The sequence below is a fragment of the Cupriavidus sp. 2SB genome (assembly GCF_005503625.1).
Lineage (GTDB): Bacteria > Pseudomonadota > Gammaproteobacteria > Burkholderiales > Burkholderiaceae > Cupriavidus.
Genome location: NZ_SCMX01000019.1, coordinates 79,789 through 97,501, shown reverse-complemented (window position 1 = coordinate 97,501; position 17,713 = coordinate 79,789). Strand labels below are relative to the sequence as shown.

Genomic DNA, 17,713 nt, shown 5'->3' with positions numbered 1-17,713 from the left:
GCCACCGGGTGCCTCGCAGCCGGCGCACCTGGATTGCCGCTGCCATCGTCGTGGTGCTGGCCGGTGCCGGCTGGTACTGGCTCGCCCATCGCAACGCCGCCCAGCCCCCTGCGGCCGGGGCGCCGGGCGCGGGCATGGGTGCCCAGCGCGGCGGTCCGGGCGGACCGGGTGGACCCGGAGCAATGCCGCGTTCTCCCGTGGTGGTCAATACCGTGGCCCGCCGCGACATGGACGTGACGCTGAACGGGCTGGGCAATGTGACGCCTGTGGCCAATGTCACGGTGCGCGCGCAGGTGTCGGGGCCGCTGCTCAAGGTGCTGTTCAAGGAAGGCCAGATGGTCAAGGCCGGCGACGTGCTGGCCGAGATCGATCCGCGCCCGTTCCAGGCCACGCTCGACCAGGCCACGGGCCAGCTGGCGCGTGACCAGGCGCTGCTGCAGAACGCGCGGCTCGACCAGCAACGCTACAAGACGCTGCTCGGTCAGGATTCGATTTCCAAACAACAGGTGGATACGCAGGACGCGCTGGTGCGCCAGTACGAAGGCACGGTCAAGACCGATCAGGGCAATGTGGATACCGCGCGCATCCAGCTCGGCTACACCAGGATCGTGGCCCCCACCTCGGGCCGCATCGGTCTGCGTCAGGTGGACCCGGGCAATATCGTGGGCACCAGCGACGCCAACGGTATCGCGCTGATCACGCAGATCCAGCCGATCACCGTGCTCTATACGATCCCCGAAGACAACCTTCCCACCGTGCTGAAAAAGCTCAACGCGGGCGAGAAGCTGTCCGTGCAGGCATGGGATCGGCAGATGCGCAATCAGTTGGCCGACGGCACGCTGCTGACCACGGACAACCAGATCGACACCACCACCGGCACGGTCAAGCTCAAGGCCATTTTCGAGAACAAGGACGGGATGCTGTTCCCGAACCAGTTCGTCAATGTGCGCACGCGCGTGGACACCATGCAAGATGCCGTGGTGGTGCCCGTGGCGGCCATCCAGCGCGGCCAGCAAGGCACGTTCGTCTATGTGGTGGGCGATGACAACGCCGTGAAGGTACGTACCGTGACGCTCGGTCCGACCGACGGCGCGCGCACGGTCGTGCTCAAGGGCGTGGATGAAGGCGAGCGCGTGGTGGTGGATGGCGCGGACCGGCTCAAGGAAGGCATGGTCGTCGAGGCCGTGGACCCGGCCGCACGCGCTGCGGCACTGACGCCAGCGAGTTCGGCGCGTGCGCGGGGCCGGCGCGGCAACTGGGGCGGCGCCAGCGGCGCGCACGGTGCGGGCAGTGCAAGTGGTGCGCACGGCCAACACGGCGGTGCGAGCGATGCGGCCGGTATAGCCGGTGCATCGGGCGAGCGTCGCCGTCGCGATGCCGATGCGAACCCGAATCCCACCACGCCCACGCCAGCGAATCCCGCCGGCAGCGTCGGCCAGCGGCCGCAGCAGTAACGGCTACGCCAGGAGTTCAGACGCGGCATGAATCCTTCACGCATATTTATCGAGCGGCCCGTTGCCACGGCCCTGCTGATGCTGGCCATCCTGTTGTCAGGGTTGCTGGCATTCCGGCTGCTGCCGCTCTCGGCCCTGCCTGAAGTCGATTACCCGACGATCCAGGTCACCACGCTCTACCCCGGTGCCAGTCCCGATGTGATGACGTCGGCCGTCACGGCACCGCTTGAACGCCAGTTCGGACAGATGCCGGGCCTCAAGCAGATGTCCTCGTCGTCCTCGGGCGGCGCATCGGTCATCACGCTGCAGTTTGAACTGACGCTATCGCTCGATGTGGCCGAGCAGGAAGTGCAGGCCGCCATCAACGCGGGCGGCAACCTGCTGCCGGCCGACCTGCCGATGCCGCCGGTCTACAGCAAGGTCAATCCCGCCGACGCGCCGATCATGACGATCGCGATGACGTCCGACACCCTGCCGCTGCCCAAGCTGCAGGACATGGTCGATACGCGCGTGGCGGCCAAGATCTCGCAGATCCAGGGCGTGGGCCTGGTCACGATCAGCGGCGGCCAGCGGCCTGCCGTGCGCATCCAGGCCAACCCTACGGCACTGGCGTCGCTGGGCATGTCGATCGATGACCTGCGCACCGCCGTGGGCAGCGCCAACGTGAACGGCGCCAAGGGCAGTTTCGACGGTCCGTCGCGCGCCTCCACCATCGACGCCAACGACCAGCTCAAGTCTGCCGACGAGTACAAGCAGATCATCATCGGCTACCAGAACGGCGCACCGATCCGCATCACGGACGTGGCCGAGATCGTCGATGGCCCGGAGAACAGCCGCCTTGCCGCCTGGGCGAATGCCAAGCCCGCCATCGTGGTGAACATCCAGCGCCAGCCCGGCGCCAATGTGATCGACGTGGTGGACCGCATCAAGACACTGCTGCCGCAGTTGCAGTCGGCGCTGCCCGCATCGGTGAACGTGCAGTTGCTGACGGACCGCACCACCACCATCCGTGCCTCGGTCAAGGATGTGGAGTTCGAACTGCTGCTGGCCATCGCCCTCGTGGTGATGGTGATCTTCATCTTCCTGCGCAACGTCTCCGCCACGATCATCCCGGGCGTGGCCGTACCGCTCTCGCTAGTGGGCACCTTTGGTGTGATGTATCTCGCCGGCTTCTCGATCAACAATCTCACGCTGATGGCGCTGACCATTGCCACGGGCTTCGTGGTGGATGACGCCATCGTGATGATCGAGAACATCATGCGCTACATCGAGGAAGGCGATCCTCCGATGACGGCGGCGTTGAAAGGCTCCAAGCAGATCGGTTTCACCATCATCTCGCTTACGTTCTCGCTGGTGGCCGTGCTGATTCCGCTGCTGTTCATGGGCGATGTCGTGGGCCGGCTGTTCCGCGAGTTCGCCGTCACGCTCGCGGTCTCCATCCTGATCTCGGCCGTGGTCTCGCTGACGCTGACGCCGATGATGTGCGCACGCCTGCTGCGCCATGTGCCTGAAGCCGAGATGAACCGCTTCCACCGCGCCACGGGTCACTTCTTCGATCGCGTGATCCACCACTACGGCCGCGCGCTGGAATGGGTGCTCGCGCGCCAGACCGCTACGCTCGTGGTCGCCATCGGCACACTGGTGCTGACCGGCCTGCTCTACCTTGTGGTGCCCAAGGGGTTCTTCCCGGTGCAGGACACCGGTGTGATCCAGGCCATCACCGAAGCCGCGCAGACCAGTTCGTTCCAGTCGATGGGCCGCAAGCAGGAAGCCGTGCAGAAGGTGATCCTGCAAGACCCGGCGGTGGCGAGCGTATCGTCCTTCATCGGCGTGGATGGCACCAACCAGACCATCAACGCAGGCCGCATGCTCATCAACCTGAAGCCCAAGGGCGAGCGCGACACGATGGCCGTGGTCACGCAGCGCCTGCAGGATTCGGTGCAGAAACTGGGCGGCATCTCGCTTTACATGCAGCCCGTGCAGGACCTGACGATTGAAGATCGCGTGGCGCGCACGCAGTACCAGTTCACGGTGGAAGATCCCGATCCCACCGTACTCGCCGAATGGGTTCCCAAGCTCGTCGAACGATTGAAGCAGGAACCCGAACTGCGCGATGTGGCGAGCGACCTGCAGAACAACGGCCTGCGCGCGTTCGTGGAAATCGATCGCGATGCCGCGGCACGCTTCGGCATCACCACTGCCGTGATCGACAGCGCGCTCTACAGCGCCTTCGGCCAGCGCCTGATCTCCACGATCTTCACGCAGGCCAGCCAGTACCGCGTGGTGCTGGAAACCATGCCCGAGTTCCGCACCAGCCCTGCTGCACTGGCCGAGTTGCGCCTGCCGTCGTCGTCGGGTGGCCAGGTGCCGCTGGGTTCCATCGCGCGGATTTCCGAGCGTACCGGCCCGCTGGTGATCAACCATCAGGGTCAGTTCCCGGCCTCGACGATCTCGTTCAACCTCGCGCCCGGTGCCTCGCTCGGTGCGGCCGTGGACAAGATCACACAGGTGGAAAAGGAAATTGGATTGCCGATCTCGATGGCCACCGAGTTCCAGGGTGCTGCACTGGCGTTCCGCGCCTCGCTGTCGAATACGCTGTGGCTGATCCTGGCCGCCGTGATCACGATGTATATCGTGTTGGGTGTGCTCTACGAGAGCACGATCCATCCGGTGACGATTCTCTCGACGCTGCCCTCGGCCGGTGTCGGTGCGCTGCTGGCGCTGCTCGTATTCCGGCAGGATCTGGGGATCATCGCAATCATCGGCATCATCCTGCTGATCGGCATCGTGAAGAAGAACGCGATCATGATGATCGACTTCGCACTCGAAGCCGAACGCGAGCAGGGCATGAAGCCGTATGACGCGATCTTCCAGGCTTGCCTGCTTCGCTTCCGTCCGATTCTGATGACGACGATGGCCGCGCTGCTGGCCGCACTGCCGATGATGCTCGGCTCGGGCATCGGCTCGGAGTTGCGCCGTCCGCTCGGTATCACGATGGTGGGCGGCCTGCTGGTCAGCCAGGTGCTGACGCTGTTCACCACGCCGGTGATCTACCTCGCCTTCGACCGTCTGGCGCTGCGTCTCAAGAACTGGCGCGAGCGCCGCTTTGGCCGCGATGACGATGGCGACGAAGGTCCGCGCCAGCACGGCCCCATCGTGCCGCGTCCGCAGGAGCCGAACGCCTGATGAATCTTTCGGCCGCCTTTATCCATCGTCCGGTCGCCACCGCGCTGCTGACCATCGGCATCCTGCTGGCGGGCATCGCGGCCTTCCGGCTGTTGCCGGTCTCGCCGCTGCCGCAGGTGGACTTCCCCACGATCTCGGTCTCGGCATCGTTGCCCGGCGCCAGCCCCGAGACCATGGCTGCCACGGTGGCCACGCCGCTCGAACGTGCGCTCGGCACCATCGCCGGCGTCACGGAAATCACGTCGAGCAGTTCGCTGGGTTCCACACGCGTGACGCTGCAGTTCGATCTCTCGCGCGATATCGATGGTGCTGCACGCGATGTGCAGGCCGCGATCAATGCCTCGCGCGCCACGCTGCCGACGAGCCTGCCCAACAATCCGACCTATCGGAAAGTGAACCCGGCCGACGCGCCGATCATGATCATCGCGCTGACCTCGCCGACGATGACACGCGGCCAGCTCTACGATGCGGCGTCGACCATCCTTTCGCAGAAGCTGTCGCAGGTAGAAGGTGTGGGCCAGGTCACGATTGGCGGTGCGTCGCTGCCAGCGGTGCGCGTGTCGCTCAACCCCACGGCGCTGAACAACTACGGTATCTCGCTGGAAGACGTACGCAACACGATTGCCGCGACCAACGCCAATCGTCCGCTCGGCATCCTCGACAACCGCGACCGCGCGTGGCAGGTCTATGCCAACGACCAGGCGATGACGGCGAAGGAGTACATGCCGCTGATCATCCGCTACGCCACACCGGGCACGTACTCGTCCACCTCGGCCGGTGCGCTGATTGCGAGCACGGCCAACGCCACGGCAGGCGGCAACGTCAGCACGAAGACCGTCAACGGCGTGACCACCACCACGATCACGACGAGCAGTGGCACGCAGACCATCAGCTCTGGCGCCACGGGCGGCAACGTGACCAATCCGGGGCCCAACTCCTTTGCGGTGCCGGTGCGCCTGCAGGACGTGGCCAGCGTGACGGACTCCGTGCAGGACATCCGCAATGCCGGTTCGGCCAACGGCCAGCCTTCGGTGCTGCTGGTGCTGAACCGTTCGCCCGGCGCCAACATCATCGAGACCGTGGACCGCGTCAACGAGATGCTGCCTACGCTGCGCAAGATGATTCCCAGCGCAATCTCGATGGACGTGATGATGGACCGCACGCCCACCATCCGCGCGTCGCTGCGCGAAGTGGAGCACACGTTGATGATCTCGGTGGCGCTGGTCATCATGGTCGTATTCGTGTTCCTGCGTAACGTGCGTGCCACGCTGATTCCGAGCGTAGCGGTGCCGGTGTCGCTGGTCGGTACGTTCTCGATCATGTATCTGTGCGGCTTCTCGCTGAACAACCTCTCGTTGATGGCGCTGACGGTGGCCACCGGCTTTGTGGTGGACGATGCCATCGTGGTACTGGAGAACATCTCGCGCCATATCGAGGAAGGCATGAAACCGATGGCCGCCGCGCTGCGCGGTGCGCGCGAGGTGGGCTTCACGGTGCTGTCGATGAGTCTCTCGCTGATCGCCGTGTTCATTCCGCTGCTGCTGATGGGCGGCATCGTGGGCCGGCTGTTTCAGGAGTTCGCCATCACGCTGTCGGTCGCCATCCTCGTTTCGCTCGTGGTCTCGCTGACCACCACGCCGATGATGTGCGCGCGCCTGCTGCGCTCCCCACACGAAGAGCGTCCGGGCCGCTTCCACCGCTCGACGGAACGCGTGTTCATGTGGTTCCAGGATGGCTATGCGCGCACGCTTGGTGTGGCGCTGCGCCACGGACCCATCGTGTGGATCGTGCTGCTGCTGACCATCGCGCTGAACGTCTATCTCTACATCGTGGTGCCGAAGGGCTTCTTTCCGCAGCAGGACACTGGGCGCGTGATCGGCTTTATCCGCGCGGATCAGGCCACGTCGTTCCAGTTGATGCGCACCAAGCTCGACAACTTCATCAAGATCGTGCAATCCGATCCGGCTGTGGTGAACGTGACCGGCTTCACCGGTGGATCGCAGCGCAATACCGGGCAGATGTTCGTGACGCTGAAGCCGCTCTCAGAACGCAGCGAAACGGCGGACCAGATCATTGCGCGGCTGCGTGTGAAACTGGCGAAGGAGCCCGGTGCGAGCCTGTTCCTGACGCCGGTGCAGGACATCCGCGTCGGCGGTCGGCAGAGCAGTTCGGCGTACCAGTTCACGCTGCAATCCGATGACCTCGAAGTGCTGCGTGCATGGGAGCCCAAGGTGCGCGCGGCCATCTCGAATATCAAGGGACTGGAAGACGTGGATACCGACACCAACGACAAGGGCCTGCAGACATCGGTCATCATCGACCGCGACGCGGCATCGCGGCTCGGCGTGACCGCGCAGCAGGTGGATGCCATCCTCAACGATGCATTCGGCCAGCGGCTGGTCTCCACGATCTACCACCCGCTGAACCAGTACCGCGTGGTGATGGAACTGAGTCAGGAATACCTGCAAGGACCGAACGCGCTCAAGGATATCTACATCATCACGGGCGGCGGGAACCGCGTGCCACTGTCGGCATTCGCACAGGTCACGCCGTCGAGCACGCCGCTTGGTGTGAACCATCAGGGACAGTTCGCCGCATCGACGATCTCGTTCAACCTCGCCGAAGGCTTCTCGCTCTCCGAAGCCACCGACGCGATCAAGCTGGCGATGGCAAAGATCGGCGCGCCGGAGACCTTGCAGGCCAATTTCCAGGGCGGTGCCAAGGCGTTCCAGGATTCGCTCAAGAGCCAGCCGCTGCTGATCCTGGCCGCGATCATCACGATCTATATCGTGCTGGGCGTGCTGTACGAAAGCTATGTACATCCGCTGACGATTCTCTCGACGCTGCCATCGGCGGGTGTGGGCGCGCTGCTCGCGTTGCTGCTGTTCAAGACCGAGTTCAGCATCATCGCGCTGATCGGGGTGATCCTGCTGATCGGCATCGTCAAGAAGAACGCGATCATGATGATCGACTTCGCCATCGATGCCGAGCGACGCGAAGGCTTGTCGCCACGCGATGCCATCTATCGCGCATGCCTGCTGCGCTTCCGTCCGATCATGATGACCACGGCTGCTGCACTACTTGGTGCGATTCCGCTGGCCATCGGCCGTGGCGACGGCGCAGAACTGCGCGCCCCGCTCGGTATCTCGATTGTGGGCGGGCTCGTGGTCAGCCAGTTGCTGACGCTCTACACGACACCCGTGGTCTACCTGACACTGGATCGCTGGCGTCTGAAAGTCAACGCCTGGCGCGCCCGACGCCAGCGCGGCGATGGCGATAGCGCCACGCCGCACCTCGAACACTGATGAGGGCATTTGCCATGTATCGCCGCCATTTTCCGATTTCAGTTGTCGCCCTGGCCTGCGCCCTGCTGGCCGGCTGCGCCGTGGGGCCCGACTACCGCCGCCCCGATGCGCCCGTCCCCAAGGCATTCAAGGAAGCCACGGATGCCATGCCCGTCTGGACCGGCGACTGGAAGACTGCCGAGCCGCAGGACATGATGTCGCGCCCCGACTGGTGGCGCGCGTTCGACGATCCCGTGCTCGACGGGCTGATGTCGCAAGTGCAGGTCTCCAACCAGAACATCAAGGCTGCCGAAGCGGTCTATCGACAGGCCACGGCGTCACTGGCCGCAGCACGCGCGGGATACTTCCCGACGGTGGGCGCCAGCGCTGGCCTCTCTCGCGGTGCATCGAGTTCTGGCGGCCGCATCACCAACGGCCAGAGCGCGACGCTCTCCGCATCGTGGGAAATCGACGTGTGGGGCCGCATCCGTCGCCAGGTGGAGAGCGCCGAAGCCGGCGCACAAGCCAGTGAAGCGGACCTTGCCTCGACGCTGCTATCGACACAGGCCACGCTCGCGCAAAGCTACTTCCTGCTCCGCGTGGCCGATGCACAGCGCGCGTTGCTCCAGCGCACGGTGGCCGACTACCAGAAGTCCCTGCAACTGGTGCAGAACCAGTACAACGCGGGCACTGCACAACGCTCCGATGTGCTGCAATCCGAGACGCAACTGAAATCCGCACAGGCACAACTGATCGATATCCAGATCACGCGCGCGCAGTACGAACACGCGGTGGCTGTGCTCGTCGGCAAGCCGCCAGCGGATCTGGGCATAGCCGTCGCCGAAGCAGACGTCACGCTGCCGCGCGTGCCAGTGGCCGTGCCCTCCACACTGCTGGAACGTCGCCCCGACATCGGCGCTGCAGAGCGCCGCATGGCATCGGCCAATGCCGATATCGGCGTCGCGCAAGCCGCGTACTACCCCACGCTGTCGCTGTCCGCGTCGGGCGGACTCACCGCCAGCACGCTCGCGCGCTGGCTCTCTCTGCCGGACCGCATCTGGTCAGTGGGCGCCGGACTCGCCGGCACCGTCTTCGACGGCGGCCTGCGCAGTGCCGCCAAGGCGCAAGCCGTGGCCGCATACGATCAGACCGTCGCCAATTATCGCCAGACCGTACTCACCGCTTTCCAGGAAGTTGAAGACAACCTCGCCGCCACGCGCCTGCTCGAAGAGGAAGCCACTGTCCAGAACGATGCACTGCGCTCGGCGCGCGAAGCCCTCTCGCTCGTCAACAACCGCTACAAGGCGGGCACGGCAGGACTGCTCGACGTACTGACCGCACAGACCGCCGCCTACACGGCCGAGCGCACGGCGCTATCGATCACCGGCCGCCAGTACACGGCAGCGGTGACGTTGATCAAGGCGTTGGGGGGTGGGTGGCATGGGGTGGATATGGGGGAGCAAGGTCGTACTACCGCTCCGGCACTGGCAACGCCTGCTGGCTGACCCGTTCCTTGAGCCAGGTCGCCGCCTTCCCCAACGGGCGCTGCTTGTGCCAGATCAGTTCGAGCGGCACGGGCCAGTCCTGATCCTGGAAGGCCAGCTTCGGCGAGACGAGTCCGGCGGCGGCTGGCGAGTTGGCCACGACGTGCCATGGCACGAAGGCCCAGCCCAGGCCGCGCTTGACCAGTTCGACGATGACCCATTGGCTTTCCACCCACCAGACTTCGGCTGCCACGCGCAGGCGTTTCTTTTCTTCGCTGTCGCTGCGGGTGGCGACCATCAGTTGCCGATAGCGTTTCAGGTCTTCGAAATCGACGCGCGCCTGTCCGGCCAGAGGATGGTCGGGCGCGCAGACGATGGGGAGCGGCACCCATCCCAGTGCATGGAAGCCAAGTTCGGGGGGAAGGATTTCCTGGCGCCACATGATGCCGATGTCGGCGCACTGACTCAGCACGAGGCGGCTCACGTCCTCCATTAGCGGGAACAGCAGTTCCAGTTCGACGGACGGAAAGCGTCGAGAAAATTCCTCGAGCATTCCGCCCAGCGTTTCCTCGGGATACAACTCGTCCACAGCAAGCGTGAGGCGCGACTCCACACCTTCGCCCAAGCTCTTGGCCACGCCCCGGAAATGTTCGCAGCGCTCCAAGATCACGCGCGCCTCAACAAGCAGCCGCTCACCGGCGGGTGTCAGCACCGGGTAACGGCCGGTACGGTCGAACAGCGTGGTATCGAGGTCGATTTCGAGATTGGCCACGGCGGCACTGACCACCGACTGGGCCTTGCCTATGTGGCGCGCCGCGGCGGAAAACGAGCCGGTTTCGGCGGCGGCGGCGAATGCCTGGAGTTGATCGATCGAGAGGCTCATGGGGTGCGTCCTATGTGGCGATTCCGCCTATCCATCGGAAATTCAGATACTACCTAACTTGTGATTGCCGGTGTGGCCGATAGAATGCCACCCATCGCCGCGATTTTGCGGAAAGCTTTGCCCCAATTCAGGAGGTTTTATGCGCACCACAGCAGACCGTATCCGTCACACGATCGGTTTCGAGGTGATTGGCTTGATCACGTTCGCCCCGCTGGCGAGCCTGGTCTTCGGCTACGAGTTGCACCAGATGGGCATCGTCGGCGCGGTGGCCGCGTTGATCGCCGCCACCTGGAACTTCATCTACAACATCATGTTCGACCGCGCGATGCTGCGGTTCACTGGCCAGCTCAAGAAAAGCGCGGCCATTCGCGTATTGCACGCCATCCTGTTCGAGGGTGGCCTGCTGATCGTGTTCCTGCCGTCGGTGGCGTGGTACCTCGGTATCGGCCTGTGGGACGCCTTCATCATGGACATCGCCGTGGCCGGTTACTACATGGTCTACGCGTTCTTCTACAACTGGGCGTACGACGCGGTCTTCCCGATCCCGAACGCCACGCCGATCAAGTCATCGGCCACGCAGGATTGCCAGGCCGCCAACTGAGTTCGACCCGGCCACGCGGCGCGTGGTCGACCTCTCATCTGAAAAGCGGCCCGAAACGGCCGCTTCACGTCATCCGCGAGGCATGGGGCATGCGTTAACATGCTCGCCATGCCCAAGTCTTCCCCCCCTACCCCATCTTTCTCCAGCCGCCTGTCGTCCGTCATCGTCGTCGGCGTGCTGTCGGTCTTCGGCTTCTCCGCCGTCCAGGCTGCCCCTGCCGCCAAAGCCAAACCTGCAAAGACGTCGAAGGCTGCGAAAGCGTCGAAGGCCGCCAAGGTGGCCGGCGCCACCGGCGCTGCAGCCATTGCCACGCGCGCCGCTGCCGAAGCCCATGATCCGGCCGCTTCCCGGACCGGATTGCCCGCCACCGTGACAACGGCCCTGCGCCGCGCGCACGTGCCGCTATCGGCCACCAGTTTCTATGTGGTCAAGCTGGGTGCACCGCAGGCGCGCGTGAGCTGGAACGCCGAGACGCCGATGAACCCGGCCTCGACGATGAAGGTGGTCACCACGTTCGCGGGCCTGCAACTGCTGGGCCCCGACTACCGCTGGCAGACCTCGCTCTACGCGGACGGCCAGCCCGGCCCCGATGGCACGGTCAACGGCAACGTGTACCTGCGCGGCAGCGGCGATCCCAAGCTCGTGCCCGAAGAGATGGCCAAGCTCGTGGCCAAGGCGCGCTCCACGGGCGCCACGGCTATCAATGGCGACATCGTGCTGGACCGCAGCTACTTTGCCGATGGCCTGAACGGCGGCGACTACTCGATTGACGGCGAGACGCAGCGTGCCTACAACGTGAACCCGGACGCACTGCTCTACGCGTTCAAGACGCTCTCGTTCACGATCACGCCCGACGCAGCCAATCGCAGTGTCGGCGTGGCCGTCACGCCCGCCCTAGCGCAGTTGCGCGTGGATAACCGCCTGACGCTGGCCAACGGCCGCTGCGGCGACTGGAAGTCACGCGCCACGCCGAGCATCATGCCGCAGCCCGATGGCACCATCGTCGCGTCGTTCGATGGCACCTACTCGGCCGATTGCGGCGAGCACATCGTCAACCTGGCTACGCTGAGTCACAGCGATTTCATCTGGGGCGGCTTCGTGGCCGAATGGCAGGCTGCAGGCGGCAGATTCCAGCGTCCGCCTGGCCTGCGCAGCGGCGCGGTGCCGCGCGGCGCGTTCCTGCTGGCGCGACACTATGGACAGCCGCTGTCCGACATCGTGCGCGATATCAACAAGTTCTCGAACAACGTGATGGCGCGCCAACTGTTCCTGACCGTCGGCGCCGAGATCGATCGCAACGGCCCGGCCAGCACCGACAAGTCGGCACGCGTGATCAAGCGCTGGCTGACACGCCAGGGACTCGACATGCCAGGACTGGTGCTGGAAAACGGCTCGGGATTGTCGCGCGAGGAACGCATCAGTGCGTATGACATGGCGCGCCTGCTGCAACAGGCGGTGGCCAGCAATGTCGGGCCTGCCCTGCTCGATTCGCTGCCGATCCTTGGCGTGGACGGCACGCTGCGCAATCGCCTGACGCGCGCGAATGCGGCTGGCAATGCGTATCTGAAGACGGGGACGCTGGCCGATGTCCGTGCGCTGGCTGGGTATGTGGATGCGCTCAACGGCGAGCGCTTTGTGGTGGTGGCGTATATCAACCACGCGAACGCATCGGCCGCGCAGGAAGCACACGATGCGCTGATGCAGTGGGTGTACAAGGGAGCGCCTTGATCGGCTGAAGGTCTCGATGCTCCCCTCTCCCGCGCAGTGGGCGAGGGGCTGGGGGAGAGGGCCGGAGGGTCTGCTTGCCGAGCACGTCGCGATTTGCACCGCTGGCCCTCTCCCCTGCCCCTCTCCCGCATGCGGGAGAGGGGGAAAACCTACACAGTCAATCAGTTGCTCTCAAACGCTGCCGCCGCCCGGCCCAACCGGTCGCGCACGCCATCCCACTCATGGGACCCCGGCACCGGCTCGAACACCAGCCGTTGAAAACCTTCCTTGTCCAGGCGACGCAGCAGGCCATAGAGCGCCTGCGCATACGCGTCCGGCGTCGTCGGTGCCTGCACGAATACGCAGCGCGTATCGAGGCTCGCCGGTGAGCGGGCGACGAACGCCAGGCGACCGTCGGCAGACAATGCATCGAGGTACGGCGGCAATGCCTCGGCCGTCGCCAGCGTCAGCGTGGTGCGCGGCGCGTAGTGCGCCTTCAGCGTGCCCGAAGCGCGCGGAGCCGCAGCATCGGGAGCCAGCGGCGGTGTGCCGAGCACGTCCGCCATCATCTGTGCCGTGATCGCACCCGGTCGCAACAGCACCGGACCCATCGTATCGAGTCGCGACAGATCGACGATCGACGATTCGATGCCGATGTCCACGTTGTCGCCTTCCAGCACATACACCGCACCACCAAACTCATCGCGCACATGCTCGGCCGTGGTCGGGCTGACCTGGCCGAACTTGTTGGCCGAGGGCGCAGCGATACCGCCACGGCCGCGCTTGAAGCGCCCCAGCAGCGCCTGCGCGACGGGATGCGACGGGCAACGCAATCCGATGCTGTCCTGCCCCCCAGCCACGGCAGCGGGAATATGCGCGGCCCGCTTGAGGATGATCGTCAGCGGGCCGGGCCAGAAGGCGTCGATCAGTGCGCGGGCGGCGTCGGGGACGTCGTCAGTCCAATAGCCGATGTCCGCGCCATCCACCACATGCACGATCACAGGATGGTTCGATGGCCGGCCCTTGGCGGCGAAGATGCGCGCCACGGCCTCGGGACTCTCGGCGTCGGCACCGAGCCCGTAGACGGTCTCGGTCGGGAACGCCACGAGTTGGCCATCTTCGAGCAAGCGAACAGCTTCTTCAAGCTCGGCGGCGGTGGGCATGCGTGAAGACATCAGAAAAACCTTACAGCGGGATATGCAGCGCCTTGGCGGCCGTGTCGAATGCCTCGGCGGCTTCGTCGGCGTGCTCGCCCACGCAGTTCACGTGGCCCATCTTGCGCGATGGCCGCGCATCGTTCTTGCCGTACAAGTGCAGCTTGGCGCCAGGCGTGCCCATCACCTCGTCCCAGGCCGGCGTACGCTCCAGGCCGAACTCGAACCAGCAATCGCCCAGCAGGTTAAGCATCTTGCCCGCCGAGTGCTGGCGCGTGCTGCCCAGCGGCAGGCGGGCCATGGCACGCACCTGCTGCTCGAACTGGCTCGTCTCGCACGCATCCATCGTGATGTGACCGGAGTTGTGCGGACGCGGCGCCATCTCGTTGGCCACGAGCGTGCCATCGGTCAGCACAAAGAACTCGATGCAAAGCACACCGACGTAGCCCATCTCCGACGTGATCGTCGCCGCCGCCGCGCGGGCGCGCGTGGCGATGTCATCGGACACGCTGCTCGACGGCATCGTCGTGGAAAACAGGATGCCATCGCGATGCACGTTCTCGGCCAGCGGCCACGTGGCCGTGGTGCCATCGGCGGCGCGCGCCGCCAATACGGAAACTTCATAGGCCAGCGGCAGCATCTGCTCCAGCACGCACGGCACGTGCTGCATGGCCTTCCATGCGGCGCGCACATCCTCGCGCGTCTTCACGCGAGCCTGGCCCTTGCCGTCGTAACCCATGCGCGCGGTCTTGAGGATGCCGGGCAGCACGATGTCGGGTACGTTATCCACGTCGGCATCGTGCTGGATCACCCAGTGCGGCGCCGCCGGCACGCCAGTGCGCTCGGCGCATGAGGCAAAGAACTTCTTCTCGCCGATGCGGTTCTGCGCGATCGACACGCAGTAGCCACGCGGCGCCACGAACACACCGGCCTGCTCCAGGCGGTCCAGCGAGATCGACGGCACGTTCTCGAACTCGGTACTCACCGCCGCACACAGCTTCGCCATCTCGGCCAGCGCGGCCTCATCGGTATAGGTCGCGCAGATATGGCGATCCGCCACGTTGCCGGCCGGGCTGTCCTGATCGGGATCGAGCACGCAGACGCGATAGCCCATCGACTGCGCCGCATGCGTGAACATGCGACCGAGCTGGCCGCCGCCGAGCATGCCGAGCCAGGCGCCAGGCAGGATCGGCGAGTTCGGGGTATCGACGCCGAACTCGGCGCGCGATTCCTCGGTGTGCGCTTCGGACAGGTAGGGATGGATATCGGTCGGCATGGCTCAGGCTTCTCTGACTACGGAGGTATCGCGGACGGCCGGCAGTCGGCCGTCCCGGGGTTCAAACAGGCAGCTTCATCGCCCGCGCGGCTTCGGTCTGCTTGGCGCGGAAAGCTTCCAGCGCGCTGGCCAGCGCATCGTCGGTGGTGGCCAGCGTGGCAATCGCGTGCAGCGCGGCATTGGCAGCGCCCGCCTCGCCAATCGCGAACGTGGCAACCGGCACGCCCTTGGGCATCTGCACGATCGACAGCAACGAATCCTCGCCACGCAGGTACTTCGACGGCACGGGCACGCCGAACACCGGCACGATCGTCTTGGCGGCGATCATGCCGGGCAGGTGCGCGGCACCGCCGGCACCGGCGATGATCGCGCGGATGCCACGGCTGCGCGCCGACTCGGCGTACGCGAACATGTCGTCGGCCATGCGGTGCGCGGACACCACCTGGGCTTCGAATGCCACGTTGAAATCCTTGAGCATGGCCACGGCGTGCTGCATCACGTCCCAATCGGAACTGCTGCCCATCACCACGCCCACCACGGGCTTTGCTGCTTCAGTCATCTGTCGTATTCCGTACTGTCTTTGTCTTACTGCAGTTCCTCGCCGGTCAGGCGGGTCAGCGCTTCCTTGTACTTGTCGGCGGTCTTCTGCACCACATCGTCCGGCAGTTGCGGCGCCGGCGCGGTCTTCGGCCACGGCTTGCCGTCGATGCGCACGGCTTCCAGCCAGTCACGCACGAACTGCTTGTCGAAGGACGGCGGGTTGGTGCCCACCTGATACGAATCCGCCGGCCAGAAGCGCGACGAATCGGCGGTCAGCACTTCGTCCATCAGTGTCAGCGTGCCGTCCTCATCCAGGCCGAACTCGAACTTGGTATCGGCAATGATGATGCCGCGGGTGGCGGCGTACTCGGCTGCTTCCTTGTACAGGCGGATCGAGATGTCGCGCATCTGTGCGGCCAGCTCCTTGCCAATGCGCTGCTCGGTTTCCTCGAACGAGATGTTCTCGTCGTGCTCGCCCAGATCCGCCTTGGCCGCTGGCGTGAAAATCGGCTCGGGCAGCTTCTGCGAGTTCTGCAGACCGGCCGGCAGCGCGATGCCGCACACCTTGCCCGTGGCCTGGTAGTCCTTCCAGCCGCTACCGGCCAGATAGCCGCGCACCACCGCTTCCACCAGGATCGGCTTCAGGCGCTTGACCACCACGGCGCGACCCTTCACCTGGGCGACTTCATCGGGCGACACCACGCTCTCTGCGGTCACGCCGGTCTCGTGATTCGGAACGATGTGCGCGAGCTTGCGGAACCAGAAGTTCGCCATCTGGTTCAGGACGCGGCCCTTGGCCGGGATCGGCTCGCCCATGATCACGTCGAACGCCGACAGGCGGTCGGTGGTCACGATCAGCAGCTTGTCGTCGCCCACGGCGTAGTTGTCGCGGACCTTACCCTTGCCGAGCAGCGGCAGGGACTGGATGGAGGATTCGTAGAGGGCGTCGGACATGATGTGAAAGCGGCTGCGGCTGAAAACAAGCGGGGCTTCCTGCATAACGCCACGTTACGCGAAGCCCCATGAAGAACGAACGCCCCGCGCGCAAACCTTGCGCAGACGGGGCGGAGAAACACGATTTACTGCACGACCTGGGCGAGCTTGCCGGCCTTGTACTGGCCAGCGATATCCACCAGCGACAGGCCCTTGATCTTGCTGGCCTGACCTTCGCAGCCAAATGCCACGTAGCGGGCCTTGCACACCTGCTTGGCTGCTTCGCGGGCCGGCTTCAGGTATTCGCGCGGGTCGAACTTGCTCGGGTTCTCGGCAAAGAAGCGGCGGATGGCGCCAGTCATCGCCAGACGGATGTCGGTGTCGATGTTGATCTTGCGCACGCCGTACTTGATGGCTTCCTGGATTTCTTCCACGGGCACGCCATACGTTTCCTTCATGTCGCCACCGAACTTGCGGATTTCTTCCAGCAGTTCCTGCGGCACCGACGACGAACCGTGCATCACCAGGTGGGTGTTCGGAATGCGCGCGTGGATTTCCTTGATGCGGCTGATGGCCAGGATGTCGCCCGTGGGCTTGCGCGTGAACTTGTAGGCGCCGTGCGAGGTGCCGATGGCGATGGCCAGGGCGTCCAGCTGGGTCGCCTTCACGAAGTCCGCAGCCTGCTCGGGATCGGTCAGCAGCATCGAGTGGTCCAGCACGCCTTCGGCGCCGATACCGTCTTCCTCGCCCGCTTCACCGGTTTCCAGCGAGCCCAGGCAGCCCAGTTCGCCTTCCACGGTCACGCCCACGGCGTGGGCCAGTTGCACGACCTTGCGCGTCACGTCCACGTTGTACTCGTACTCGGCCGGGGTCTTGCCGTCTTCACGCAGCGAGCCGTCCATCATCACCGACGAGAAGCCCAGGTCGATGGCGCCCTGGCAGATCGCCGGCGACTGGCCGTGATCCTGGTGCATCACCACGGGGATGTGCGGGTAGGCTTCCACCGCGGCTTCGATCAGGTGGCGCAGGAAGTGCTCGCCGGCATATTTGCGGGCGCCGGCCGAAGCCTGCATGATCACCGGAGCGTTCACCTCGTCGGCGGCCTGCATGATGGCCTGGACCTGTTCGAGGTTGTTCACGTTGAACGCCGGCAGGGCGTAGTTGTTCTCGGCGGCATGGTCCAGCAGCTGGCGCATGGAAACGAGTGGCAT

12 protein-coding genes are annotated in these 17,713 nt (G+C 65.1%); 6 read left to right on the top strand and 6 right to left on the bottom strand.

Annotated elements, in window-relative coordinates; all coding sequences use genetic code 11:
- Positions 1-8: 8 nt before the first annotated feature.
- Genes FFS21_RS11725 through FFS21_RS11710 form a run of 4 tightly spaced genes read left to right on the top strand, consistent with a single transcriptional unit; the run spans position 9 to position 9,429 of the window.
- Complete coding sequence (locus tag FFS21_RS11725) at positions 9-1,454, top strand: MdtA/MuxA family multidrug efflux RND transporter periplasmic adaptor subunit (RefSeq protein ID WP_249359324.1); 1,446 nt, start codon at positions 9-11, stop codon at positions 1,452-1,454.
- A 27-nt stretch (positions 1,455-1,481) separates the two neighbouring features.
- A complete protein-coding gene (locus tag FFS21_RS11720) occupies positions 1,482-4,640 on the top strand; it encodes an MdtB/MuxB family multidrug efflux RND transporter permease subunit (protein WP_137925013.1) in 3,159 nt (1,052 codons plus the stop codon).
- Positions 4,640-7,945: an efflux RND transporter permease subunit gene (locus FFS21_RS11715; RefSeq protein WP_137925012.1), complete on the top strand. Its 3,306-nt coding sequence runs from the start codon at positions 4,640-4,642 to the stop codon at positions 7,943-7,945. Before FFS21_RS11720 ends, FFS21_RS11715 begins: the two co-directional genes overlap by 1 nt.
- Positions 7,945-9,429, top strand: a complete 1,485-nt coding sequence (locus FFS21_RS11710; RefSeq protein WP_137925011.1) for an efflux transporter outer membrane subunit — start codon at positions 7,945-7,947, stop codon at positions 9,427-9,429. The genes FFS21_RS11715 and FFS21_RS11710 overlap by 1 nt, the downstream gene beginning before the upstream one ends.
- Here the strand turns inward: FFS21_RS11710 and FFS21_RS11705 are convergent.
- On the bottom strand, positions 9,395-10,291 hold the full coding sequence (locus FFS21_RS11705; protein ID WP_137925010.1) for a LysR family transcriptional regulator: 897 nt from the start codon (positions 10,289-10,291) through the stop codon (positions 9,395-9,397). The two genes, FFS21_RS11710 and FFS21_RS11705, sit on opposite strands and share 35 nt — an antisense overlap.
- 139 nt (positions 10,292-10,430) lie before the next feature.
- Between FFS21_RS11705 and FFS21_RS11700 the strand changes: the two genes are divergently transcribed.
- On the top strand, positions 10,431-10,892 hold the full coding sequence (locus tag FFS21_RS11700) for a PACE efflux transporter (RefSeq protein WP_137925009.1): 462 nt from the start codon (positions 10,431-10,433) through the stop codon (positions 10,890-10,892).
- A gap of 99 nt (positions 10,893-10,991) precedes the next feature.
- Positions 10,992-12,620: a D-alanyl-D-alanine carboxypeptidase/D-alanyl-D-alanine endopeptidase gene (gene dacB / locus FFS21_RS11695; protein WP_137925008.1), complete on the top strand. Its 1,629-nt coding sequence runs from the start codon at positions 10,992-10,994 to the stop codon at positions 12,618-12,620.
- 161 nt (positions 12,621-12,781) lie between these two features.
- Here the strand turns inward: dacB and FFS21_RS11690 are convergent, their stop codons facing one another.
- The 5 genes from FFS21_RS11690 to fba form a co-directional block, all read right to left on the bottom strand.
- Positions 12,782-13,774, bottom strand: coding sequence for an L-threonylcarbamoyladenylate synthase (locus FFS21_RS11690; RefSeq protein ID WP_137925007.1), 993 nt, complete (start codon positions 13,772-13,774; stop codon positions 12,782-12,784).
- A 10-nt stretch (positions 13,775-13,784) separates the two neighbouring features.
- Positions 13,785-15,029 carry a 5-(carboxyamino)imidazole ribonucleotide synthase gene (locus tag FFS21_RS11685; RefSeq protein ID WP_137925006.1) on the bottom strand — a complete coding sequence of 415 codons (1,245 nt, stop codon included), beginning with the start codon at positions 15,027-15,029 and terminating at the stop codon, positions 13,785-13,787.
- A gap of 61 nt (positions 15,030-15,090) precedes the next feature.
- Positions 15,091-15,588 carry a 5-(carboxyamino)imidazole ribonucleotide mutase gene (gene purE, locus FFS21_RS11680; RefSeq protein ID WP_137925005.1) on the bottom strand — a complete coding sequence of 166 codons (498 nt, stop codon included), beginning with the start codon at positions 15,586-15,588 and terminating at the stop codon, positions 15,091-15,093.
- A 26-nt stretch (positions 15,589-15,614) separates the two neighbouring features.
- Positions 15,615-16,523, bottom strand: a complete 909-nt coding sequence (locus tag FFS21_RS11675; RefSeq protein ID WP_137925004.1) for a phosphoribosylaminoimidazolesuccinocarboxamide synthase — start codon at positions 16,521-16,523, stop codon at positions 15,615-15,617.
- A gap of 125 nt (positions 16,524-16,648) precedes the next feature.
- Entirely contained in the window at positions 16,649-17,713 is a 1,065-nt protein-coding gene (fba, locus tag FFS21_RS11670) for a class II fructose-bisphosphate aldolase (RefSeq protein WP_137925003.1), read from the bottom strand.